Source organism: Azospirillum sp., from assembly GCF_050789165.1.
The window spans coordinates 71900-93852 of sequence record NZ_JBOZRT010000110.1 but is presented as its reverse complement, the minus strand read 5'-3'; the positions used below and the strand labels follow the sequence as shown (position 1 = coordinate 93852).

21 protein-coding genes are annotated in these 21953 nt (G+C 70.3%); 15 read left to right on the top strand and 6 right to left on the bottom strand.

The window, feature by feature from the left end:
• Positions 1-23: 23 nt before the first annotated feature.
• The gene (locus ACRWK7_RS25090) at positions 24-953 is read right to left on the bottom strand and encodes an NAD(P)/FAD-dependent oxidoreductase (protein ID WP_431859056.1); all 930 of its coding nucleotides are present in this window, start codon (positions 951-953) and stop codon (positions 24-26) included.
• Positions 954-1104: 151 nt separating this feature from the next.
• Between ACRWK7_RS25090 and ACRWK7_RS25085 the strand changes: the two genes are divergently transcribed.
• Positions 1105-1482: an Hpt domain-containing protein gene (locus ACRWK7_RS25085; protein ID WP_431859055.1), complete on the top strand. Its 378-nt coding sequence runs from the start codon at positions 1105-1107 to the stop codon at positions 1480-1482.
• A 90-nt stretch (positions 1483-1572) separates the two neighbouring features.
• Complete coding sequence (locus ACRWK7_RS25080) at positions 1573-1950, top strand: hypothetical protein (RefSeq protein WP_431859054.1); 378 nt, start codon at positions 1573-1575, stop codon at positions 1948-1950.
• A gap of 9 nt (positions 1951-1959) precedes the next feature.
• Here the strand turns inward: ACRWK7_RS25080 and ACRWK7_RS25075 are convergent, their stop codons facing one another.
• The 5 genes from ACRWK7_RS25075 to ACRWK7_RS25055 form a co-directional block, all read right to left on the bottom strand.
• Positions 1960-2559, bottom strand: a complete 600-nt coding sequence (locus ACRWK7_RS25075) for a hypothetical protein (RefSeq protein WP_431859053.1) — start codon at positions 2557-2559, stop codon at positions 1960-1962.
• A 140-nt stretch (positions 2560-2699) separates the two neighbouring features.
• Positions 2700-4412 carry an adenine deaminase gene (gene ade / locus ACRWK7_RS25070; protein ID WP_431859052.1) on the bottom strand — a complete coding sequence of 571 codons (1713 nt, stop codon included), beginning with the start codon at positions 4410-4412 and terminating at the stop codon, positions 2700-2702.
• Between the two features lie 51 nt (positions 4413-4463).
• Entirely contained in the window at positions 4464-5348 is an 885-nt protein-coding gene (locus ACRWK7_RS25065) for a DUF1176 domain-containing protein (RefSeq protein WP_431859051.1), read from the bottom strand.
• Between the two features lie 68 nt (positions 5349-5416).
• Complete coding sequence (locus ACRWK7_RS25060) at positions 5417-5704, bottom strand: hypothetical protein (RefSeq protein WP_431859050.1); 288 nt, start codon at positions 5702-5704, stop codon at positions 5417-5419.
• Between the two features lie 71 nt (positions 5705-5775).
• Complete coding sequence (locus tag ACRWK7_RS25055; protein ID WP_431859049.1) at positions 5776-7488, bottom strand: PAS domain S-box protein; 1713 nt, start codon at positions 7486-7488, stop codon at positions 5776-5778.
• 436 nt (positions 7489-7924) lie between these two features.
• Here ACRWK7_RS25055 and ACRWK7_RS25050 point away from each other — a divergent pair, with 436 nt between their 5' ends.
• From ACRWK7_RS25050 to ACRWK7_RS24990, 13 genes are all read left to right on the top strand, one after another.
• On the top strand, positions 7925-9088 hold the full coding sequence (locus tag ACRWK7_RS25050; protein ID WP_431859048.1) for a hydrogenase small subunit: 1164 nt from the start codon (positions 7925-7927) through the stop codon (positions 9086-9088).
• Between the two features lie 10 nt (positions 9089-9098).
• Positions 9099-10121, top strand: coding sequence for a hydrogenase 2 operon protein HybA (hybA, locus tag ACRWK7_RS25045; protein WP_431859047.1), 1023 nt, complete (start codon positions 9099-9101; stop codon positions 10119-10121).
• Positions 10122-10130: 9 nt separating this feature from the next.
• Entirely contained in the window at positions 10131-11336 is a 1206-nt protein-coding gene (gene hybB, locus ACRWK7_RS25040) for a Ni/Fe-hydrogenase cytochrome b subunit (RefSeq protein ID WP_431859046.1), read from the top strand.
• Between the two features lie 18 nt (positions 11337-11354).
• A complete protein-coding gene (locus ACRWK7_RS25035; protein WP_431859045.1) occupies positions 11355-13058 on the top strand; it encodes a nickel-dependent hydrogenase large subunit in 1704 nt (567 codons plus the stop codon).
• A gap of 83 nt (positions 13059-13141) precedes the next feature.
• On the top strand, positions 13142-13627 hold the full coding sequence (locus ACRWK7_RS25030) for a HyaD/HybD family hydrogenase maturation endopeptidase (protein ID WP_431859044.1): 486 nt from the start codon (positions 13142-13144) through the stop codon (positions 13625-13627).
• 115 nt (positions 13628-13742) lie between these two features.
• Positions 13743-15419, top strand: a complete 1677-nt coding sequence (locus ACRWK7_RS25025; RefSeq protein ID WP_431859043.1) for a methyl-accepting chemotaxis protein — start codon at positions 13743-13745, stop codon at positions 15417-15419.
• Positions 15420-15509: 90 nt separating this feature from the next.
• On the top strand, positions 15510-15788 hold the full coding sequence (locus ACRWK7_RS25020; protein WP_431859042.1) for a HypC/HybG/HupF family hydrogenase formation chaperone: 279 nt from the start codon (positions 15510-15512) through the stop codon (positions 15786-15788).
• Positions 15785-16507 carry a [NiFe]-hydrogenase assembly chaperone HybE gene (gene hybE, locus ACRWK7_RS25015; RefSeq protein WP_431859041.1) on the top strand — a complete coding sequence of 241 codons (723 nt, stop codon included), beginning with the start codon at positions 15785-15787 and terminating at the stop codon, positions 16505-16507. The genes ACRWK7_RS25020 and hybE overlap by 4 nt, the downstream gene beginning before the upstream one ends.
• A complete protein-coding gene (locus ACRWK7_RS25010) occupies positions 16504-17661 on the top strand; it encodes a nickel-dependent hydrogenase large subunit (protein ID WP_431859040.1) in 1158 nt (385 codons plus the stop codon). Before hybE ends, ACRWK7_RS25010 begins: the two co-directional genes overlap by 4 nt.
• A gap of 5 nt (positions 17662-17666) precedes the next feature.
• Positions 17667-18272: a hypothetical protein gene (locus tag ACRWK7_RS25005; protein WP_431859039.1), complete on the top strand. Its 606-nt coding sequence runs from the start codon at positions 17667-17669 to the stop codon at positions 18270-18272.
• A 10-nt stretch (positions 18273-18282) separates the two neighbouring features.
• Positions 18283-18624, top strand: a complete 342-nt coding sequence (hypA, locus tag ACRWK7_RS25000; RefSeq protein ID WP_431859038.1) for a hydrogenase maturation nickel metallochaperone HypA — start codon at positions 18283-18285, stop codon at positions 18622-18624.
• On the top strand, positions 18624-19619 hold the full coding sequence (hypB, locus tag ACRWK7_RS24995) for a hydrogenase nickel incorporation protein HypB (protein WP_431859037.1): 996 nt from the start codon (positions 18624-18626) through the stop codon (positions 19617-19619). Before hypA ends, hypB begins: the two co-directional genes overlap by 1 nt.
• Complete coding sequence (locus ACRWK7_RS24990) at positions 19616-21949, top strand: carbamoyltransferase HypF (RefSeq protein WP_431859036.1); 2334 nt, start codon at positions 19616-19618, stop codon at positions 21947-21949. The genes hypB and ACRWK7_RS24990 overlap by 4 nt, the downstream gene beginning before the upstream one ends.
• Positions 21950-21953: the final 4 nt, after the last annotated feature.

Here is a 21953-nt window from a genome sequence, read left to right as displayed (position 1 = left end):
GGGGAGGAAAGTTCATTATCCGCTTATAGACGCCCCTCGTCCTTTAGCAGCATCCGATGGATGGTCGTGGCAGCAATGGCGGCATGCCCCATGGCGACGGAGATCTGGTTCAGCCCCTCCACGACATCGCCGATGGCGAACAGCCCCTCCACGTCGGTGCGGCAGTGCGCGTCCACCTCGAACCGCCCGCTGCCGCCGGTCCGCGCCCCCACGGGCTTCGCCGGATCGGTGCGCGGCACCGCGCCCAGCGCCGAATAGAGCGTGTCGAAGGCCAGCCGCTCCCCCGCCGTCGTGGTCAGCGCCGCGATGCGCCCGGCGTCGGCGTGCACTTCGACCACCGGCTCTTCCATCGCGCGGATGCCGTGCCCCGCCAGCCGGCGGCGATCCTCGTCGGACAGCCCGCGTGACTCACCAAGCGTCAGGAGCGTTACGTCGTCGGTGTAGGTGCGCATCCACAGCGCCTCCCCCACCGCGTCGGCGCCGTGACCGATGACGCCGATCCGTTGCCCGATCACCTCGAAACCGTCGCAGATCGGGCAATGGCGGATCAGCCCGCGCTGAACCGCCTGGTAGAGGTTGGGCAGCACCGGCTCCACGTCGATGACACCGGTCGCCATCACCGCGGTGCGCGCAACCACCTCGTCGCCGCCCTCGGTGCGGGCGACGAACACTTCGCCGCTTTTCCGCAGCGATGCGACGCAGCCGCGCTCCACCCCCGCGCCATAGCGCTTGGCCTGTGCCCGCATGCGAGCCAGCAGGTCCATGCCGGTGACGCCATCGGGAAAGCCCGCGTGGTTGTGCGACAGCGGGATCCACGCGGCGCGTGGTGCCCCGGCGTCGATCACCAGGAAACGCCGGCGGTAGCGCGCCAGGTAGATTGCCGCTGTCAGCCCTGCCGGCCCGCCGCCGACGATGATGCTGTCCAGGGGGGTGTCGGCGTCGCCGTCCGCCATGATCCCTCCACGCGTGGTCCGGATCGGGACAACGGCGCCCGCCGCGCGCGGTTCCCGCGGCACGGCGAGCGTCCTTTCGCCGCGCCCACCGCGCGTTGACGCCCCTTGGTTGCTCGGAGAGGATTGACGCATCTTCCAAGGATGCATCGCCGTGGCTGCAGCAACCCCTTCCGACCGGATCGCCAGCGTCGTGATCGACCCGGAGATCCTCGATGTTGAGCCGATGGTCCGCAACTTCGGCGGGCTGACCGCGCTGGTGAACGACCTCTATGCCCTGTTCCTGCGCAACGAGGAGCAACTGCGCAACGACCTCACCGCCCGCTTGGCTGCCGGCGACCTCCAGGCAGCCCGCCTCGCCGCACACGCCGCCGGGGGCGCCGCCCGCACCGCTGGCGCGCGACGCCTTGCCGAGTTGTGCGCCGCTATCGAGGACGCCCTGCTGCGCGGAGACCCCGCCTCGGCAAGCCAGCAGTCGGCGTTGCTTCCCGGCGCCATCGCCGACGTGCGCAGCATGGTCGCGCGGATCTGACGACCAATCACCCACGATCGATCGCGTACATTATTGTTTTAGCAACCAATCCGGCCTAGACCTTGAGCGTGGCGCAACGGGAGGTGCCCCATGCCCTTGAGCGTGCTGGAAGTCGCAATCTACGCCATGGTTCTGACCGCGGCGGACCCCAAGCCCTACGAGTGCGTCAGCGTCCAGCCCGACGGCGTGAACTGCACCAACGGCCTGTTCGCCGAGCCGCTGCCGGGCGGCGGCATGAAGTTCAACACGGGCGTGACCGTCGCCATCGGCCGCGACCGCAGCGTCACCTTCTCCAACGGCATCCAGATCCACCTGGATTCCTCGGCCTGGGCGCACTTCAAGCGCGGTACCGCCACCATCGTCTCGGCCCGCCGCACCGACCCCAAGGGCTCGCGCTTCGCCTTCAACAACGGCTACGCCTGCCAGATCCTGGACCAGGAGTTGGCCCGCTGCTTCAAGGTGCTGTAGGCGGCCGGGCTATTTGACCGCCTCCGCCGTCTGCGGCGTGATGTCGCCGACCGGCATCATGATGTGGGCGTAGGGCGTGCCGCCCCACATCACGTAGGGAACCCGCGGGTTCTCGGCGCTGCGCGGGTGGCCCTGCATGGAGTCGACGCCGTTCAGGATCATCACGTGCGGGCCGGTATCCACCCAGGTATGACCTGAGGCCGGCGCCGTCGCGTACGGGTCGTCGTTGCTGGCGTCGGAGCCGCCGGCCAGCATGTAGCCCAGGCCGATCTGCCCCTTCGGCGGATCCGTGTGCTCCATCCACGCCTTCGCCCACGCCATGCCGTTCTTGTCCAGGCACATCGGGTCGTTGCCGGGCGTCATCGGGTTGTCGGGCATGCAGGTGAAGGTGCCGGTTCCCTCGCGCAGCGTCCGCATCTCCCCCTTGTCGCCCATGGCGATGACCGTCGCCGTCTCGGCCACGGCCCGCGGCGCGGCGGACAGGGCGTTGGTGATCATCTCCGCGTCGGACTTCGGCGTCATGGCGCCATGGCCACCGTCCTGGGCAAGAGCCCCGACGGAGGCGACGAGGATCGTGGAAAGGCATAGGGTCATCCGGAAAGGAGTCATGCGAAATCCTCCCTCAAGCGTGCAGCGAGCACCGCTACCGAAGGAAGCATGAACCCTTAGATATCGAAGAAAATGGCGCAGGAGGGCATACGCCGCCTGAGACCGGAGGCCACGCGCTCTCCCTCCAACTGTGGGGAATCCTACGCCGCCACCAGCTCGAACCGATCGACGTCCACCAGCCCGCGGTCGGTGATCTTCAGGTGCGGGATAACCGGCAGCGGCAGGAAGGCGAGTTGCAGGAACGGCTCGGCCAGCGGGCAGCCCATGCCCTCGCGCACGGCGCGGCGCAAAGTCCGCAGCTGGCGCTCCACCTCCTCGAACGGCTCCAGGCTCATCAGCCCGGCGAGCGGCAGCGCCAGCTCCGCCAGAACCCGGCCGCCCCGCACCGCGACGAAGCCGCCCTGCAGCTCGATCAGCCGGTTGACCGCCACCGCCATATCGCCGTCGTCGGCCCCGACCACGCAGATGTTGTGGCTGTCGTGCCCGACCGAGGAGGCGATGGCGCCTTCCCGGATCTCGAACCCGCGCACGAAGCCGCGCCCGACGTTGCGGTTCACCCCGTGGCGCGACAGCACGCAGATCTTGAGGATGTCACGCTCAGGATCGGCCACGGATTGCCCGCCGCGCCGCGGCACGTCGAGCGCCAGTCGCTCGGTGAGGATCTTGCCGGGCAGCACGCCGATCACCGGCTGCGTGGCGTTGCCGGCGGGCACCGCGAAGTCGTCGGCGGTCACCGGATCCAGCTTCACCGAGCGCAGCCCGACCGGCTCCACCACCGCGCGGTGGGCGAAGCTCTCCGCCGTGACCACGCGACCGTCCTTGATGACGCGGTTGACCGCGCAGCTCTCCAGATCGTCGAGCAGCACGAGGTCGGCCTTCTGTCCGGGCGCCACCAACCCGCGGTCGTGCAGGCCGAAGCCGCGCGCCGCGGACCACGTCGCCGCCCGATAGACGTGCGCCACCGGTGCGCCGAGCTTGATGGCCGCGCGGATCAGGTGGTCCATGTGCCCCTCCTCGGCGATGTCGAGGGGGTTGCGGTCGTCGGTGCAGAAGCCCAGGAACGGTGAGGTCTCCGGCGCGATCACCTCGGCCAGCGCGTGCACGTCCTTCGAGACCGAGCCGTCGCGGATCAGCACCTGCATGCCCTTGCGCAGCTTCTCCATCGCCTCGGCGGCGCTGGTCGTCTCGTGGCAGTTGCGGATGCCGCAGGAGAGATAGGCGTTCAGCTCCCGCCCGTGCATCAGGGGCGCGTGGCCGTCGATGTGCCGCCCGTCGAAGGCGACCAGCTTGTCGAGCACCGCCGGCAGCTTGGCGAAGACGCCGGGAAAATTCATGAACTCGGCCAGCCCGAGCACCCGCGGGTCGTCGCGGTAGCGCACGAGGTCCTCGGCCTCCAGCCGGGCACCGGAGGTCTCCAGCTCGGTCGCCGGCACGCAGGAGGACAGCTGCACCCGCAGGTCCAGCGCCATGGTGGACGCGCTGTCGAGGAAGTAGCGCAGGCCCCGCTCGCCCAGCACGTTGCAGATCTCGTGCGGGTCGCAGACCGCCGTGGTGGTGCCGCGCGGCAGGACGCAGCGGTCGAACTCCAGCGGCGTGACGCAGGTGGATTCGCAGTGCACGTGCGTGTCGATGAAGCCCGGCACCACGGTCAGCCCGCGCCCGTCGATCTCCTCGACGCCGTCGTAGCTCTCGTAGGTTCCCACGATGCGGTCGCCGCACAGCGCGACGTCGCCCTGCGCGATTTCGCCGGTCACCACGTTGAGGAAGCGCGTGTCCTTGATGACCAGATCCGCCCGGGCGTTGCCCAGCGCCTGGTCGATGCGCTTCCTGAGATCGTCCCTGCTCACCGCCATGCCCCGCCTCCCGCTGCCTCTGTTTAAGGTGGGGACTGCGCGCGCCGACGGCTACCGATAGACCTTCGTCCTGGAGTTCCGCTCCGTCCACTCCTTGCCGTCACACTCGGGCTTCTCGATGCGCTTCAGCAGCGTCATCGTGTCCGCCTGGACGCGGTACAGCAGGTGGGTGCCGCAGTCGCCGGCGCCGCGGCCCTGGTCGAAGACGTCCACCATGTCTTTCGACACGGTCAGGGTGCCGGTGGTCAGCGCCGTCGGCACCTTGCGCGGCACGTCGCCCTTGTCCGGCATCTCCACCGCGAGGCGGGCCGCCGTGCCGGCCTTGCGGTCGAGCACGAAGGGCATCGCCGCGCACTGGTAGGCGCCGCACTCGTCCGGCACCGCGACGAACAGCCGGCCGTCGGACAGCGGCGCCATCAGCGTGAAGCCGGAGTACAGCTCATAGGTGGACAGCACGTCGCCTTCGTCCGGGCGCTTCGGCGCGGGCGGCTGCGGGAACATCGTGGTCAGCACGAAGGCGACGAAGGCGGCGTTCTCCTCCGCCACGGCCCCCGCCTCGCGCAGCGGATCGATGGGCGAGGCGGCGGCGATGGCGGCGGCCAGACCGCGCCGGCCGGCCTTGGCCAACAGCTCGCGCAGCCGCAGCTCGTGGGCGCGGATCAGCGGCAGGACGTTGGTCTGCGTGTAGACGGCGTCGCGCGCGGCGATCCAGCGCCGGTGGTCGGCGCGCAGCGCCTCCGCCCCGGCGGGGTCAGCCTCCAGCGCGAATCGCAGGCCGCGGGCAACCAAACGGTCCAGCGCGGCGAGCGCGCCGTCGTCGCAGATCGCCTTCTCGACCTTGGAGGCGGGCCTGGCGCAGTCGATGGCCTGCGCGGAAGCGGCGGCCGGCGACAGGAAAGCGGCGGAGACGGCGAGGACGGCGAGCAGACGGCGCATGCTGGGTTCCGGGTGCCTGCGAAAAGGGGCGACAGGACACCCAACCGACGGCCGCCTGTCAACAGCCCTTATTTCTTAAGCCCGCCACCGACGCGCGCGCAGTCGTAATCGTCGGTACCAGGGTCGGCGGCGCCGGTGGTGACAACATAGCGCGGATCGTCGCACTTGCCGTCGAAGGCATAACGGTAGCCGGTGCCGGACTTGCCCCAGGCCGGGTTGGCGGTGGTGGCGCGGGCCGACGCCTTGGTGGCGTCACCGGGGCCGAAGGCGGCCGGCAGGCGGTCGTAGGCGAACGCGCCGCCGGCAAGCAGCACGGCGAACGACGCGAGCAGGCGAAGCGAAGCGGATCGCATCATGGCGGTAGTCATGGAGAAGCGGCGGACGGTCGTCCCTATGACGAACGGGCGCAGCGCGCCTTTATTCCATATCACCCGGCCGCAGGCAAGCGGACTCGTACGGTGGTGCCCCGCCCTTCCACGCTGTCGATCGACAGCGTGCCGCGCATCAGGTCGACGAAGGAGCGCGCCAGCGGCAGCCCCAGTCCGGTGCCGCCGTGCCGCCGCGCCAGCTGGCTGTCCACCTGCCCGAAGGGCTGCAGCGCCACCGCGATCCCCTCGCCGCTCATGCCGATGCCGGTGTCCACCACCTCGATCAGCCCCCACGCGCCGTCGCGCCGGACGCGCAGGTCCACCCGGCCTCCGGCGGGGGTGAACTTCACCGCGTTGGACAGCAGGTTGATGAGGATCTGCTTGAGCCGCACCGGATCGGCCAGCACCACCGGCGTGTCGTCGGCGACATTGACGCTCAGCTGCACGCCGCTCTCCCCGGCCCGGCCGCGGATGAGCTGCACCGAGCTGGCGACCGCGTCCCGCGCGTCCACCGGCTGCGGGTGCATCTCGAACTTGCCGGCCTCGACCTTGGCGATGTCGAGGATGTCGTTGATCACCGCCAGCAGGTGCTCGCCCGACGCGACGATCAGCCCGCCGTACTCGGCGTAGCGCGGCGTGCCGACCGGGCCGACCAGTTCGCGGTGGATCATCGAGGCGAAGCCGATCACCGCGTTCAGCGGCGTGCGCAACTCGTGGCTCATGTTGGCCAGGAAATCGGACTTGGCGCGGTTGGCCAGTTCCGCCTGCTCCTTGGCGGCGAGCAGCGCCAGCTCGGCGCGCCGGCGCTCCTGCACCTCCTGGCTCAGTTCGGCGGTGCGGGCGGCGACGCGCGCCTCCAGCTCGTCGTGAGCCTCGCGCAGCGCCAGCTCGGCGCGCTTGCGCCGGGTGATGTCCTGCCCGACGCAGACGATGGCCGGGGCGGCGCCCTCCGCTTCCGGCATGCGGTTCATGTTCCACAGCACCACCCGCTCGCCGCCGTCGCGGTCGCTCCAGGCGTGTTCGAAGTTGCGGATCTCCATGCCCGCCATGGCGGCGACCAGCTGGTAGGCGAAGGGGCCGCCCTGCTGCTCCGGGATCAGGTCGCGCCAGGTTCGCCCCACGACGCCACCGGCCGGCAGGGCGAAGGCACGCTCGGCCTCGCGGTTGGCCTCGGTCACCACACCGTCGGCGTCGAGCACCAGGATGATGCCGCCGGCGGTCTGCACCAGCGAGCGGAAACGCGCCTCGCTGGCGCGCTGGTCGCTCTCGCGCCGCTTCAGCTCGGTGACGTCGCCGATGGAGCCGACCATGCGGTAGGCCCGCCCATCCGCACCGCGCAGCGCCAGCCCGCGCGCCAGAACCCAGCGCCAGCTGCCGGCATGGTCGGCGACGCGGTAGGCGTGCTCGAAATGGCTGGTGGCTCCCTTCAGGTGCTCCGCCACCGCGCGCTCATAGGGGCCACGGTCGTCGGGATGGACGATCTTCAGCCACTCGTGCGTGGTGGTACGCAGCTCATTGCTGCCGAAGCCGAGAATCGAGAGCAGCCGGGCCGACAGGTACAGGTCCTTGGTGATCGGATTCCAGTCCCACAGCCCTTCGTTCGGCCCGCGCATGGCGAGGCTGAGCAGCTCTTCCCGGTCGCGCAGCAGGTCGATGGTGGCGGTTAGGCGGTTCTGATCGGCCTCCAGCTCCGCGACGCGCCGCTCCAGCCGAAGGATGCGCTCCTGCGGCGTCTCGAAGGGCCAGTCGGCGGCGGGTGCGGGGCTCGGCACGTCGGCGCGGTCCTTGTCGGCGGCAAGCGCGGCGGGCGCGAACCGGTATTCCGCGAGTATGCCGACCGCGGCACGGCCGAATCAAGGGCGTCTGCAACCATTCCCCGCAGGCGGCACCCGGCCCGGATTGGTTACGACGCTCTTCCAAGCGCCCCTCCCCACCCCTTCTCCCGCACGGGGAAAAGGGCTTTTCAACTGCGGCATTTCGTCCCGCCTTGTGTCCGGCCGCGGATCGCGGCCCGACGCATTCTCCGTGCACACAGCAATCGCCAAGCGCATTTTTTCCGACTTTGGTTGGACCGATCCTTTCGTGTTCGTCATTTCGTCCGACACAAATCGCCGGTGACAAGGCTTCACGCATGGTGCAATACCCTTATCCCAACTATGCCTATTCGGCGCCCCCGCCAAGCGGGGCGCAGCGTTTCGGGGGGAAGTCATGCCGGATGGTCTTGTGGGTCTCGATGCCGAGCAGCTCGGCGACCTCGACAGCTACGAGGGAACGCTGGGCGGCCTGACGCGCCGGGAGTTCATCAACTACTGCGCCGGCGTGGCGGCGTTCCTGGGCCTGCCCTCGGCGATGGGCGTGAAGATCGCCGAGGCGGCCTCGGCGGCGGCCAAGCGGCCGTCGGTGATCTGGCTGTCCGGCTCGGCCTGCACCGGCTGCACCGAGACGCTGCTGCGCACCAACCACCCCAGTCTCGACACCCTGATCCTCGAACAGATCTCGCTGGAATACTGCGAGACGCTGAGCGTCGGTTCCGGCCATCAGGCCGAGAACTGGAAGAAGAAGGCCATGCAGGAGAACCACGGCAAATACCTGATGGTTCTCGACGGCGCGGTGTCCACCAAGGACAACGGCATCTACGCCAAGGTCGCCGGGCAGACGGTTCTGGAGATGGTGCAGGAGGTGGCGGCCGGCGCCGCCGCGGTGGTCTCCATCGGCTCGTGCGGCTCGTGGGGCGGCTGGCCGTCCACCGGCGTCAACCCGACCGGCTGCAAGGGTCTGCCGGAGGTGCTGAAGGGCAAGCCGGTGGTCACCATCCCCGGCTGCCCGCCGAACCCCTACAACTTCCTGTCGACTGTGCTGCACTTCGTGACCTTCGGCAAGCTGCCGGAGCTGGACGACAAGGGCCGGCCGAAGTTCGCCTATGGCCGCCTGATCCACGAGAACTGCGAGCGTCGCCCGCACTTCGACGCCGGCCGCTTCGCCATGGAGTTCGGCGACTACGGCCACCGCCAGGGCTACTGCCTGTACAAGCTGGGCTGCAAGGGCCCGGAAACCTACGCGAACTGCCCCTCCATCGGGTTCAACGACGTCGGCCAGGGCACTTGGCCGGTCGGCACCGGGCATCCCTGCTTCGGCTGCACCGAGCAGGGCGTCGGCTTCTCCAAATCGATCCACGAGTTGGCCAGCCTCAAGTCGGTGACGCCGCCCAACACCTACCCGGACGTCCGCTCGGAGAAGGGCAACGGCGCCAGCCCCGGCGCGGTTGCCGCGGTGGCCGGCATCACCGGCGCCGCCATCGGCGCGGGGGCGGTCATCGCCAGCCGCCTGGGCAAGCAGGACAAGGCCGACGAAACATCGAAGACCAAAGCGTGAGGAGGCGGCCATGACCCTCTCCCGCCGCAACTTCCTGAGCCAAGCGGCCCGCGGCAGCGCCGCGGCGGCCGCAGCGGCCTGCACCGCAGTGGCGGCCGCGCCCGAGGCCAACGCGCTGCAGCGCCCGCCCAAGCCCATGCCGGCCGACGCCGTCGGCCTGCTCTACGACAGCACGCTGTGCATCGGCTGCAAGGCCTGCGTGAAGGCGTGCAAGGACGCCAACGGCATGCCGGTCGAGGTCGCTCCCGACCAGACCGCCTGGAACGGCGGCGAGTGGGACACCCCGGTCGAGCTGTCGGGCAAGACCCTGAACGTCATCAAGGTCTACACGAACGGCACGATGGCCGAGAAGGACCGCGAGACGGACGGCTTCGCCTTCATCAAGCGGCAATGCCTGCACTGCGCCGACCCGTCCTGCGTGTCGGTCTGCCCGGTGTCGGCGATGACCAAGGACGCGAAGACCGGCATCGTCGGCTACAACCCGGACGCCTGCATCGGCTGCCGGTATTGCGTGCTGTCCTGCCCGTTCGGCGTGCCGAAGTACGAGTACGACCAGGCCTTCGGCCAGATCCGCAAGTGCCAGCTGTGCAAGCACCGGCTGGCGGAGAACCAGTTGCCGGCCTGCGCCGACGTCTGCCCGACCGGCGCCACGCTGTTCGGCCGCACCGAGGACCTGAAGGCCGAGGCCAAGCGCCGCGTCGCGCTGAAGCCGGGCGAGCGCGCGCACTTCCCGCGCGGCGACATCGCCGGCACGGTCGGCGGCAAGCGCGACGGGCACGAGGCGCCGGTCCGCGTCGCCTATCAGCCGCACATCTACGGCGAGAAGGAGTTGGGCGGCACGCAGTGCCTCGCCGTCTCGGCGGTGCCGTTCGACAAGCTGAACCTGCCGACCAACGTGCCGGACACCGGCTATCCCACGGTGTCGGAAGGCATCCAGCACACGCTGTACGCCGGCATGGTCGGCCCGGCGACGCTGCTGGCGGGGCTCGTCTACCTCGCCCACCGCAACACCAAAGACCACGACGTGGATTGAGGCGGAGCCATGGCCAGCATCCTTTCCGACCAGACGCCCAATTCCCCTGGCACCCCTTCCGGGTCCACGTGGGTCAACCCGCACAAGCCGATCGGTGGGCGCCTCATCACCGAGCCGTTCCTGATCGCGCTGGTCTTCGTCGGCATTGGCGGCGTCCTGATGGCGCAGCGCTTCGCCGGCGGTCTGGGCGCGGTCGCCAACATCTCCGACGGCTACCCCTGGGGCATGTGGGTGGCGGTGGACGTGGTGATCGGCTCGGCCTTCGGCTGCGCCGGCTACGTCATGGCCTTCCTGGCCTACATCATGAACAAGGGCAAGTACCACCCGCTGGTCCGCCCGGCGGTGCTGGCCAGCCTGTTCGGCTACGGTCTGGCCGGCTTGGCGGTGATCGTCGACCTCGGCCGGTACTGGAACTTCTACCACCTGATGCTGCCGTGGTACGCGCAGCCCAACTCGGTGATGCTGGAGGTCGGCCTGTGCGTGGCGACCTACACCATCGTCCTGATGGTGGAGTTCGCGCCGGCCTTCCTGGAAAGGTTCGGGTTCGAGAACGCCCGGCGCAAGCTAAACCGCCTGCTGTTCCTCTTCGTGGCGCTGGGCGTGCTGCTGCCCACCATGCACCAGTCGTCGCTGGGCACCATGATGGTGGTCGTCGGCCACAAGCTGTCGCCGCTGTGGCAGACGCAGCTGCTGCCGGTCTTCTTCTGGCTGACCGCCGTGCTGATGGGCTTCGGCGTGGTGGTGTGGGAGTCGGTGATGGCGTCCCTGTGCTTCAACCGCCCGACCGAGAAGGCGGTGCTGCGCAAGGTGGCGGAGTTGATGCTGGTCACCACCGCGGTGTTCGTCGGGCTGCGCATCGTCGATTTCGCGGTGCGCGGCCAGCTCGGCGCGCCCTTCGGCGCGCACGGCACGCTGATGTTCTGGGTGGAGACGGCGCTGTTCCTCGCCGGCATGCTGGTCGTGCTGCCGAAGAAGGCGCGCAGCGAGCGCAAGGCGCTGTTCCTCGGCTCGTCCCTGGTGCTGTTCGGCGGCATCATCTACCGCCTGAACGTCTACATCGTCGGCTTCATCCCGGCGGTCGGCCCGTGGAGCTACTTCCCCTCGCTGGCCGAGATCTTCGTCACCGTCGGCATCTTCGCGCTGGAAGTCCTGCTGTACCTGGTCTTCGTGAAGACCTTGCCCGTCATGCACGCCGTCGACGCTAAGCACGGCTGATCTAGGAGGAAACGTACCGTGGCTCAGCGAATTACCGTGGATCCGATCACCCGCATCGAAGGCCATCTGCGGGTCGATTGCGAAGTCGATGGCGGCAAGGTGACGAAGGCCTGGGCGTCCGGCCAGATGTGGCGCGGCATCGAGCTGATCCTGCAGGGCAAGGACCCGCGCGACGCGTGGGTGTTCACCCAGCGCATCTGCGGCGTCTGCACCACCTCGCACGCCATCACCTCGGTGCGCACCGTCGAGAACGCGCTGAAGCTGGAGATCCCGCTGAACGCGCAGTACATCCGCAACCTGATCCAGGGTGCGCATGCGGTGCACGACCACATCGTGCACTTCTACCACCTGTCGGCGCTCGACTTCGTGGACATCGTCTCGGCCCTCAAGGCCGACCCGGCGGCCACCGCCAAGCTGGCGCAGTCGCTGTCCGACTGGCCGAATAACTCCGTCGCCGACTTCGCCACCGCGCAGAAGCGGCTGCAGGCGTTCGTCAACTCCGGCCAGTTGGGCATCTTCGGCTCCGGCTACTGGGGCCACCCGGCGATGAAGCTGCCGCCGGAGGCCAACCTGATGGCCGCCACCCACTACCTGCAGGCGCTCGACTACCAGCGCCGGATCAACAAGGTGGTGGCGATCCTCGGCTCGAAAACGCCGCACATCCAGAACGTCGCGGTCGGCGGCGTCACCAACCCCATCAACTTCGACAGCCAGTCCACGCTGACGCTGGAGAAGCTGATGTACATCAAGACGCTGATCGGCGAGGTCGGCGACTTCATCACCAAGGTCTACATCCCCGACGTCTGTGCGGTGGGCGCGCTGTACGCCGACTGGACGGCGGTGGGCCGCGGCGTGGTCAACTACCTGACCACCCCCGACATGCCCATCGACACAAAGGGGACCAAGTTCGCGCTGCCCGGCGGCTATATCGAGAACGCCGACTTCGCGACCTTCAAGCCGATCACCAGCTTCTCCGACCCCTACTTCGAGCAGGGCGTCAAGGAGAGCACCATGCACTCGTGGTACGAGACCGGCGCCGGCCCGCTCCACCCCTACAAGGGCGAGACCAAGCCGCAGTACACGGACTGGCAGGACGACGGCAAGTACAGCTGGATCAAGACGCCGACCTTCTACGACAAGCGCGCCCAGGTCGGCCCGCTGGCCAACGTGCTGGCCATGTACGCCGCCGGCCACGCCCGCACCAAGTTCTGGGTGGGCGAAGTGCTGAACACCGTGTCGGCCATCGCCGGCACCAAGGTGGGTCCGGACGCGCTGCACTCCACCATCGGCCGCCACGCCGCCCGCGCGGTACGCTGCGTGGTGCTGCACGAGGAGCTGTCGAACCAGTGGAACCTGCTGATGGAGAACATCGGCAAGGGAGACACCACCACGTTCAACAAGCCGGTGTTCCCGAAGGAGGAGATCCGCGGCTACGGCGTGCACGAGGCGCCGCGCGGCATCCTCTCGCACTGGGTGGTCATCGAGGGCGGCAAGATCAAGAACTACCAAGCCGTGGTGCCGACCACCTGGAACGCCGGCCCGCGCGACGAGAAGGGCAACCTCAGCGCCTACGAGGCGTCGCTGATGGACAGCCCGGTCGCCGACGCGGAGCAGCCGCTGGAGATCATCCGCACCATGCACTCCTTCGACCCATGTTTGGCCTGCGCCGTGCACCTGACGGACACGGAGAGCAAGTCGACGTATCAGGTCAAGGTGGCCTGACTACTTCCCCACCCTGTCCCTCCCCCGCCCAGCGGGCGAGGGGCAGGGTGGGGCCACACGCATGCTCTCTCCATGGTCCAAGAATGAACCTCTCCCCCATCCTCGTCCTCGGCCTCGGCAACATCCTGATGCAGGACGAAGGCATCGGCGTGCGCGTGGTGGAGGCGCTCGAACAGAGCTGGACCTTCCCCGAGCATGTCTCCCTAGTGGACGGCGGCACCTGCGGCATGGACATGCTGGACATCATCGCCAGCCACCGGCGCATGGTCGTGGTGGACGCGGTGAAGACCGGGGCGCCGCCCACCACCCTGGTTCGGCTGGAGGGCGACGCGGTCCCCGCCTTCTTCAAGGGCAAGCTGTCGCCGCACCAGGTCGGTCTGTCCGACCTGCTGGCCACGCTGCGCCTGCAGGGCGAGGGGCCGGAGAGCACCGTCGTCATCGGCTGCGTCCCGGCCGGCATGCGGATCACCCTCGACCTCACCCCCGAGGTCGCCGCCAAGGTGCCGGACCTCGTGGGCATGGTGCTGGACGAGCTGCACGCTTTGGGTGTCGAACCTATGCCGCGATGACCTCCGGCGGCGCCCGGCCGCAGGCGGGAAACCTTTTCCTTACCAATTCTGCGGATACTTCCAATTCTCAAAAAGAGGTCCGACAGAGACCCGCCGCATCCATTGGGAGTTCCGCATGGCCCGCTTTCTCAACCGGATGACCCTCGCGCAGAAGCTGGTTGCCCTGAACATCGTCGGCACGCTCATCAGCTGCGCCGCCATCGTCTTCATCGCCCTGTACTTCGTCTCCAGCCAGCTCAAGCAGCAGGAGATGGAGAGGCAGGACATGAACATGAAGGTGGCCCTCGAACTTCTGAACCCGAAGAGCGAACCGTATGTGGTGGTGGACGGCAAACTGACCGTCGGCGGCCGCACCCTCGACGGCAACTTCGAACTGGTGGACAGCCTGAAGCGCCTGCTCGGCATCACCTCCACCATCTTCCGCGGCGACAGCCGCATCGCCACCACGGTGTTCGCCGCCGACGGCTCCCGCGCACTGGGAACCAGGATGCTGCCGGCCATCCACGAGCAGGTGATGCAGCGTGGCGTGCCGTTTCTCGGCGAATCCGACGTGCTCGGCACCAAGTACCTGGTCTCCTACGAGCCCCTGAAGGACGCCCAGGGCAAGGTGCTGGGCGCCATCGCCGTGGGCATGAAGTCATCGGACTTCTACGCCATGGTGGGCGCGCTGGGCTGGCGCATCGCCGGCGTGGCGCTGCTCATCGGCGTCGCGCTGTGCGCGTTGACCTACCTGTACGTCCGCCAGCAGATGGACGCGGTGCACCGGCTGTCCGACGTGATGGGCGCGCTGGGCCGCAGGGACTACGCCGTCGCCATCACCGACACCGGGCGCGGCGACGAAATCGGCGCGATGGCCCGCGCCGTCTCCGGCTTCAAGGACTCCCTCCAGCAGGCCGAGGAGGCGGAACGCCGCCAACGCGACGCCGAGGCCAAGCAGGCCCGCCGCCGCACCGAGATCGACCGCGCCACCCAGACCTTCGCCGGCAACATCGACGTGGTGGTGCGCGCGGTGTCCGACAGCGCCACCCGCATGCGCGGCAACGCCGAGCGCCTGTCGCGCTCCGCCGAGGAGACGCAGGCGGCGGTGAGCACCGTGTCGTCGGCCTCGCAACTCGCCTCCGCCAACGTCGAGACGGTGGCGGCGGCGGCCGAGGAGCTGACCGCCTCCATCGGCGAGATCAGCCGCCACGTCGGCGAGGCCAGTTCGGTCGCTGACCGCGCGGTCGGCGAGGCGCGGACCACCAATGAGACCGTCCAGGGCCTCGCCGACGCCGCCAACCGCATCGGCGAGGTGGTGAGCCTCATCAACTCCATCGCCAGCCAGACCAACCTGCTGGCGCTGAACGCCACGATCGAAGCCGCCCGTGCGGGCGAAGCGGGCAAGGGCTTCGCGGTCGTGGCCTCGGAGGTGAAGAACCTCGCCAACCAGACCGCCAAGGCCACCGAGGACATCCAGGCCCAGGTCGGCGCCATCCAGGGCGAGACGCAGCGCGCCGTCGGCGCGATCTCCGGCATCGTCGACACGATCCGCCGCATCAGCGAAATCACCACGACGGTCGCCGCCGCGGTTGAGCAGCAGGGCGCCGCCACCAACGAGATCGCTCGCAACGTCCAGCAGGCATCCAGTGGCACCCGCGCGGTCACCGGCAGCATCGACGGTGTCTCCCGCCAAGCGCAGGAGACCGGCGCCAACGCCGAGGAACTGCTCGGAGCCGCGCAGGCGCTGCTGGCGGAAAGCCAGAAGCTGGGCAGCGAAGTGTCCGGCTTTCTGAACATCGTGCGGCGGGGGTAGTCCCGCCCCTCCCCCACCGTTGACCCACATCAATGCGGCCAACCGCCGCTCACCCGACGCTTCCCGAACACCGCCCCGGAACGATCACCGATGTGCCTCGGCATCCCCATGCAGGTCCTGGAGACCGACGGAATCCTCGCCCGCTGCACCGGGCGGGGGGAGGAGCGCATGGTCAACCTGCTGCTGGTCGGCGAGGTGCCGGCCGGCGGCTGGGTGCTGGTTCACCTGAGCAACGCCGTGCGCGAGTTGGAGGCGGACGAGGTCGCCCCGCTCAACGACGCGCTGGACGCCATCCTGCTGTCGGCGCGCGGCGAGAACACCGACCACCTGTTCGCCGACCTCATCGCCGCCCGTGAGACCGCCCCATGACGAGCGCCGGCTTCGCCCTCGACGAGACGCCGCGCTGCGGCACCTGCGGCACCGTCTACGATGGCCGCTCGGGGGACCCGTTGCGCGAGGTCCCGCCGGGCGTCAGCTTCGGCCGCCTGCCGGCGCACTGGCGCTGCCCCGGCTGCGGCGGGCCGCAGCACGGCTTCTTCCCAGCCGCGCCCGGTGCCGATCCGATGCGGGACCGCGTCGATGCCCTGGTCGCCGCCTACCGCGTCGTCGCCGACACCGACATGAAGGGGTTGTCGGTCTGCAACACGGCGCTCGCGGTCGAGGCGGTCGGCTTCCGCGAAATCACTTTGTCCGATGGGGGCTTCGCCTGGCTCGGCATGCTGATCGCGCCGTGGACGCTGAACGCCGTGCTGGTCCCGCACGCCCCGGCGCGCTGGATGGCCCTGAACGATGGCGACCAGACGGTGGAGACGCTGCCGGCCGGCGCCTTCGCCTTCAAGGCGGCGCGCGTCGGCGCGCTCGGCACGCTGGCGGTCATTTCCGCGGTATCCGACATGACCCTGCTGCGCGACCAGGACGACGCCCGCGAGGCCGCGCACGCCGCCCTCGACGCGCTGCTGGTGCCGAAGACGGCCGAGGAAACGCCGGAGATTCCGGAACCCTCACTGCCCCCCGCCCCGCCGCCGGTGGGCGCCAAGCCGGCGAAGCCGCCGCGATCGCGCCGCGCGCTGTTCGGCGGACGGGGATGAGCGGCGCGCCCGAAGGCAGCGTCGCCATCCGCCTGACGGTCTCCGGCGGCACGGTCCGCGCCGCGCGCGTCGCCGTGCACCGCCCCACCGACGTCGCCGCCGCCTTGCGCGGCAAGACCGTGGCCGAGGCGTTGCGCTTGATACCGCTGCTGTTCAGCGTCTGCGGCATGGCGCAGGGAATCGCCGCGCTGTCGGCGTGCGAGGCGGCGCTCGGCCTCGAACCAGCCCCAGGGCACCGCACAGCGCGCACGCTGCTGGTGCTCGCCGAGACGCTGGCCAGCCACGCCTGGAACATCTTCATGGATGGTCCGCACCGCCTGGGTGAACCGCCGGCCCCCCAGCACCTCGCCACGCTGCGCGCGGTGACCGCGGGCATCCTGCCGGCGCTCTATCCGGAGCGCGACCACCTGCGCCCCGGCGGCGGGACCCTGCGGCCGAATCGCGCCTCCCTGGCCACCGCCGTTGCGCGGCTGGACGCCCACGTCGCGCAGACGATGCTGGGCGGCGCACCCTTCCCGGCCGAGTTCGACGACCTCGCCACCTGGGCCGGGCAGGGCGCGACACCGGCCGCCCGGCTGTTGCGCCGCGCGCTCGACGCACCGGGCTTCGGCGCCTGCGCCGTTGCCCCGCTGGCGGACCGGCCGGCGGCGTGGTACGCCCGCCGCCTCACCGCCGATCCCGGTTTCGGCGCCCGCCCACACGACGGCGGCGCGCCGGCCCACACCGGCCCGCTGGCCCGCATGGCCGACCAGCCGCCGGTGACCGGGATTCTGGAACGCTTCGGCTCCGGCCTCGCCGCCCACGCCACGGCGCGGCTGGCCGAGCTGGCTGGGCTCCCCGCCCGCATCGCCGAGCTGGCCGAGGAGGTGGCGCCCGCCGGTCCCGGCGTCGAGCGCACCGCCCCCGGCGAGGGCGCCGGCGTGGTGGAGACGGCGCGCGGCCGGCTGGCGCACTGGGTGCGGCTGGAGCAGGGGCGCATCGCCGATTACCGCACCGCGGCGCCCACCGAGTGGAACTTCCACCCCGACGGCCCGCTCGCCCGCGGCCTCGTCGGCGCATCGGACAGCGTCGACCTGCTGGAGCGCGCCGGATTGCTGGCTGCGGCGCTCGACCCGTGCGTAGCCTTCGGCATCGACGTCGAGCGGGAGGGCTGACCGGCATGCCCCGCCAGAATCGCGTCACCCCCTTCGGCACCTTCATCGCCACGCCCGCGCGTGGCGCCTTTCTGGGCAACCGCGGCTGCCTGACCGGCCGCTCCGACAACATCGGCGCGCGGCGCTGGGGCGTGCGCGCCTGGATCTGCTGCCGCCTCGACTACCCGCGATCCACGCCGCTGCCGTTGTCCGGCCCGGGGCTGACCACACAGCTGTTCTTTCTCGACGAGGCCACGGCGCTCGCCGCCGGGCACCGCCCGTGCGCGCTGTGTCGCCGCGCCGACTTCGAGCGCTTCCGCCGCCACTGGGCGCACGGCAACGGCCTGCCCGCCCCGCCGCGTGCACCCGAGCTGGACGCCCGCCTGCACGCCGAACGCCTCGCCGAACACACCACCACTCTCGACGCCCTGCCCGACGGCGCGATGGTCGTGCTGCCCGGGACGCCAGACACCGTGTGGCTGCTGCACGGCGGCGCGCTGCACGCGTGGACGCCCGGCGGCTACGGCGAGCGCCGGCCGCGCCCGTCCGGCGCGGCCCGCCTGCTGACGCCGCCCTCCACCGTCGCGGCGCTGGCCGACGGCTACGCCCCCCACACCGCCCTTCCCGCCTGACGGAGCCCGCATGCACGAGTTGGCCCTGTGCCGGAGCATCATCGAGCTGTGCCGCGAGCAGGCGGATCGGCAGGGTTTCCGCACGGTCAAAGCCATCCGGCTGTCCATCGGCGCGCTTTCCCACGTCGAGCCGCAGGCGCTAGAGTTCGGCTTCGACGCGGCCAGCCGCGGCACGCTGGCGGAGGGCGCGGTGCTGGAGATCGAACGGCCGCCCGGCCAGGCCTTCTGCATGGTGTGCGAGGCGACGGTGCCGCTGGAGCAGCGCTTCGACCCGTGCCCGCGCTGCGCCGGTCACCAGCTGATCGTCACCGGCGGCGAGGAAATGCGCGTCCAGGATTTGGAGGTCGAGTGATGTGCACGGTCTGCGGTTGCGGCGACGGCGAGACGAAGGTCGAGGGCCATCACCACCACGATCACCACCATGACCATGACCATGACCATGACCATGACCATGACCATGACCATGACCATGGGCATGACCATGACCACGATCACGGCGACCACGAGCACGTGCTGCCCGATGGCACCGTGATCCGCCACAGCCACCACGAGCACCACGAGCATCACGGCGGCCCCGAGCACGACCACCACCACGATCACGAAGTCCATCACCACCACGACGACGGGGTGATCGACCTCGGCCGCGGCCCGGCCGGCGCCGAGGTTCCGGGCATGAGCCAGACCCGGCTGGTGCGGATCGAGCAGGACATCCTCGCCAAGAACGACAGCTTCGCGGCGGTGAACCGCCAGCTGTTCGCCGCCAAAGGAGCCTTCGTCCTCAACCTCATGTCCAGCCCCGGGTCGGGCAAGACGACGCTGCTGGCGCGCACGCTGACCGACCTCAAGGGCCGCTTCCCGGTGGCGGTGATCGAGGGCGACCAGCAGACCAGCTTCGACGCCGACCGCATCCGCGCCACCGGTGCCCCGGCCATCCAGATCAACACCGGCAAGGGCTGCCACCTCGACGCCCAGATGGTGACGCAGGCGCTGGGCCGGCTCGGCACGCCGGAGAACGGCGTGCTGTTCATCGAGAACGTCGGCAACCTCGTCTGCCCGGCCGGCTTCGACCTGGGCGAGGCGCACAAGGTGGTCGTGCTCTCGGTGACCGAGGGCGAGGACAAGCCGCTCAAGTACCCGAACATGTTCGCTGCCGCCGACCTGCTGCTGGTCACCAAGGTGGACCTGCTGCCGCACCTGACCTTCGACGTGGAGCGCATGATCGCCTACGCCCGCCGGATCAAGCCGAACCTGGAGGTGCTGCCGGTCTCCGCCACGTCCGGGGAAGGGCTGGAGGCGTGGTACGCCTGGATCGAAGCCGGGCTGGCGAAGGCCAAGCGGCCGGGATGACGGTCCGTCGCATCCGGGTCCGGGTCCGCGGGCAGGTGCAGGGGGTGGGCTTCCGCCCCTTCATCCACGCGCTGGCCCGCGCGCACGGCTTGACCGGCTGGGTGCTGAACGATGGTGAAGGCGTGCTGCTGGAGGTGCAGGGGCCGGACACCGTCGACTTCCTCGCCGCCCTGCCCGCGCAAGCCCCGCCGCTCGCCCGCGTCGACGCGGTGGAGCCGCAGGAGGTCCCTCCCGTACCCGGTGAAACGGACGTCGCCATTCGCGCCAGCGACCCGACGCAACGCGTCACCACCGCGGTCACCGCCGATGCGGCCGTCTGTCCCGCCTGCCTCGCCGAGTTGTTCGACCCGGCCGACCGGCGGTACCGCTACCCGTTCCTGACCTGCACGCACTGCGGCCCTCGTTTCACCATCACCCGGCGGCTGCCCTACGATCGGCCGCAGACGTCGATGGCCGGCTTTCCGCTTTGCGAGGCCTGCGCCGCCGACTACCACGACCCAGCCGACCGCCGCTTCCACGCCCAGCCCACCGCCTGCCCGGCCTGCGGCCCGCGCCTGTCGCACCCGGTGGAGGAGGTCCTGGCGGCCTTGCGGGCGGGCAAGATCGTCGCGCTGAAGGGGCTTGGCGGCTTCCACCTCGCTTGCGACGCCACGAACGATACGGCCGTGGGCCGCCTGCGGCGGCTGAAGCAGCGTAACGGAAAACCGTTCGCGATCATGGTCGCCAACACTCCGTCGGCGGAGCGGCTGGTGGAGGTGAACGCGGCGGAACGCGCGCTGCTGGAAGGGCCGGCGCGGCCGGTGGTGCTGTTGCGGCGGCGCCATTTGCCCCCTCTTCATCCCTCCCCCGCTGACGCGGTGGAGGGGGCAGAGCAGCGGCAGTCCCCTCCACCTCGAAGAGGGGGAGGGTTAGGGAGGGGGCAACCAGCGCTGTCCCCCGCCATCGCCCCCGACCTCGCGTGGCTCGGCGTCATGCTCCCCTACACGCCGCTGCATTACCTGCTTTTCCACGAAGCTGCCGGCCGCCCCGACGGCACGGTGTGGCTGGCCGCGCCGCAGCCGCTCGCCCTGGTGATGACCTCCGCCAACCCCGGCGGCGAGCCGCTGGCCATCGGCAACGGGGAAGCGCACCGCCGCCTCGCCGGCATCGCCGACCTGATCGTCGACCACGACCGGGACATCGTGGTGCGCGCCGACGACTCCGTCGTCCGTGTCCTGGCCGGCGCCCCCGCCTTCCTTCGCCGCGCCCGCGGCTTCGTGCCGATGCCGATCCGCCTGCCCCACGCTGTGCCCCCCATCCTCGGAGTCGGCGGCCACCTCAAGGCCACCGTCTGCGTCACCCGCGGCGCGGAAGCGTTCCTGTCGCAGCACATCGGCGACCTCGACAACGCCGCAACCGTCGGCTTCCTGGAGGAGACCGTCGCCCATCTCCTGCACATCCTGGAGGTGGAGCCCGCCGCCGTCGCCCACGACCTTCACCCGGATTTCCAGAGCACCCGCTTCGCCGAGCGCCTCGGCCTGCCCGCCGTCCCCGTGCAGCACCACCACGCCCATATCGCCGCGGTGCTGGCCGAGCACGGCGTGGCCGGCCCGGCGCTCGGCTTGGCGCTCGACGGCTTCGGCCTGGGCTCCGACGGCGGCGCCTGGGGCGGCGAGATGCTGCTGGTCGACGGCCCGCGGTTCGAGCGCGTCGGCCACCTCGCCCCGCTCGCCCAGCCCGGCGGCGACGCGGCGGCGCGCCAGCCCTGGCGCATGGCGGCAGCGGCGCTCGCCCGTCTCGGCCGCGCCGATGAGATCGCCGAGCGTTTCCACACGCACGGCCCGGCCGAGGGCGTGCGGCGGGTGATCGAGAGCGGCTTCAACGCTCCGCCGACCACATCCTGCGGGCGCTGGTTCGACGCCGCCTGCGGCCTGCTGGGCGTGCGGGCGATAGCTGGCTTTGAGGGCGAGGCGCCGATGGCGCTGGAATCGCTGGTGCGCGCTCCCAAGGTCGCCGAAGGCGCCTGGAGCGTGACCGACGGCGTGCTCGACCTCACTCCGCTGCTCGAACGATTGTTGCAGGTCAATGCGGCGGAGGGGGCCGACCTGTTTCATGGCACCCTGGCCGCAGCGCTGGTGGACTGGACGATGCCGGAACTGGAGGCACGCCGCCTCGACCGCATCGCGTTGTCCGGCGGCTGCCTGATGAACGGCGTGCTGGCCGAGGGACTGGTATCAGCCTTCGCGGCGCGTGGCGTCGGGGCGCTGCTGCCCCGCCGGGCGCCGGCCAACGACGGCGCCCTCAGCCTCGGCCAAGCCTGGGTCGGGGCGCTCAGCGTGATGGAGACGTGAACCG

Excerpts from the sequence above, each read along its gene's own strand:
- ACRWK7_RS25090 (WP_431859056.1), bottom strand. The coding sequence starts at position 953 with ATGGCGGACGGCGACGCCGACACCCCCCTGGACAGCATCATCGTCGGC.
- ACRWK7_RS25080 (WP_431859054.1), top strand. The coding sequence starts at position 1,573 with ATGCCCTTGAGCGTGCTGGAAGTCGCAATCTACGCCATGGTTCTGACC.
- ACRWK7_RS25075 (WP_431859053.1), bottom strand. The coding sequence starts at position 2,559 with ATGACTCCTTTCCGGATGACCCTATGCCTTTCCACGATCCTCGTCGCC.
- ade (WP_431859052.1), bottom strand. The coding sequence starts at position 4,412 with ATGGCGGTGAGCAGGGACGATCTCAGGAAGCGCATCGACCAGGCGCTG.
- ACRWK7_RS25065 (WP_431859051.1), bottom strand. The coding sequence starts at position 5,348 with ATGCGCCGTCTGCTCGCCGTCCTCGCCGTCTCCGCCGCTTTCCTGTCG.
- ACRWK7_RS25060 (WP_431859050.1), bottom strand. The coding sequence starts at position 5,704 with ATGATGCGATCCGCTTCGCTTCGCCTGCTCGCGTCGTTCGCCGTGCTG.
- ACRWK7_RS25050 (WP_431859048.1), top strand. The coding sequence starts at position 7,925 with ATGCCGGATGGTCTTGTGGGTCTCGATGCCGAGCAGCTCGGCGACCTC.
- hybA (WP_431859047.1), top strand. The coding sequence starts at position 9,099 with ATGACCCTCTCCCGCCGCAACTTCCTGAGCCAAGCGGCCCGCGGCAGC.
- hybB (WP_431859046.1), top strand. The coding sequence starts at position 10,131 with ATGGCCAGCATCCTTTCCGACCAGACGCCCAATTCCCCTGGCACCCCT.
- ACRWK7_RS25030 (WP_431859044.1), top strand. The coding sequence starts at position 13,142 with ATGAACCTCTCCCCCATCCTCGTCCTCGGCCTCGGCAACATCCTGATG.
- ACRWK7_RS25025 (WP_431859043.1), top strand. The coding sequence starts at position 13,743 with ATGGCCCGCTTTCTCAACCGGATGACCCTCGCGCAGAAGCTGGTTGCC.
- ACRWK7_RS25020 (WP_431859042.1), top strand. The coding sequence starts at position 15,510 with ATGTGCCTCGGCATCCCCATGCAGGTCCTGGAGACCGACGGAATCCTC.
- hybE (WP_431859041.1), top strand. The coding sequence starts at position 15,785 with ATGACGAGCGCCGGCTTCGCCCTCGACGAGACGCCGCGCTGCGGCACC.
- ACRWK7_RS25010 (WP_431859040.1), top strand. The coding sequence starts at position 16,504 with ATGAGCGGCGCGCCCGAAGGCAGCGTCGCCATCCGCCTGACGGTCTCC.
- ACRWK7_RS25005 (WP_431859039.1), top strand. The coding sequence starts at position 17,667 with ATGCCCCGCCAGAATCGCGTCACCCCCTTCGGCACCTTCATCGCCACG.
- hypA (WP_431859038.1), top strand. The coding sequence starts at position 18,283 with ATGCACGAGTTGGCCCTGTGCCGGAGCATCATCGAGCTGTGCCGCGAG.
- hypB (WP_431859037.1), top strand. The coding sequence starts at position 18,624 with ATGTGCACGGTCTGCGGTTGCGGCGACGGCGAGACGAAGGTCGAGGGC.
- ACRWK7_RS24990 (WP_431859036.1), top strand. The coding sequence starts at position 19,616 with ATGACGGTCCGTCGCATCCGGGTCCGGGTCCGCGGGCAGGTGCAGGGG.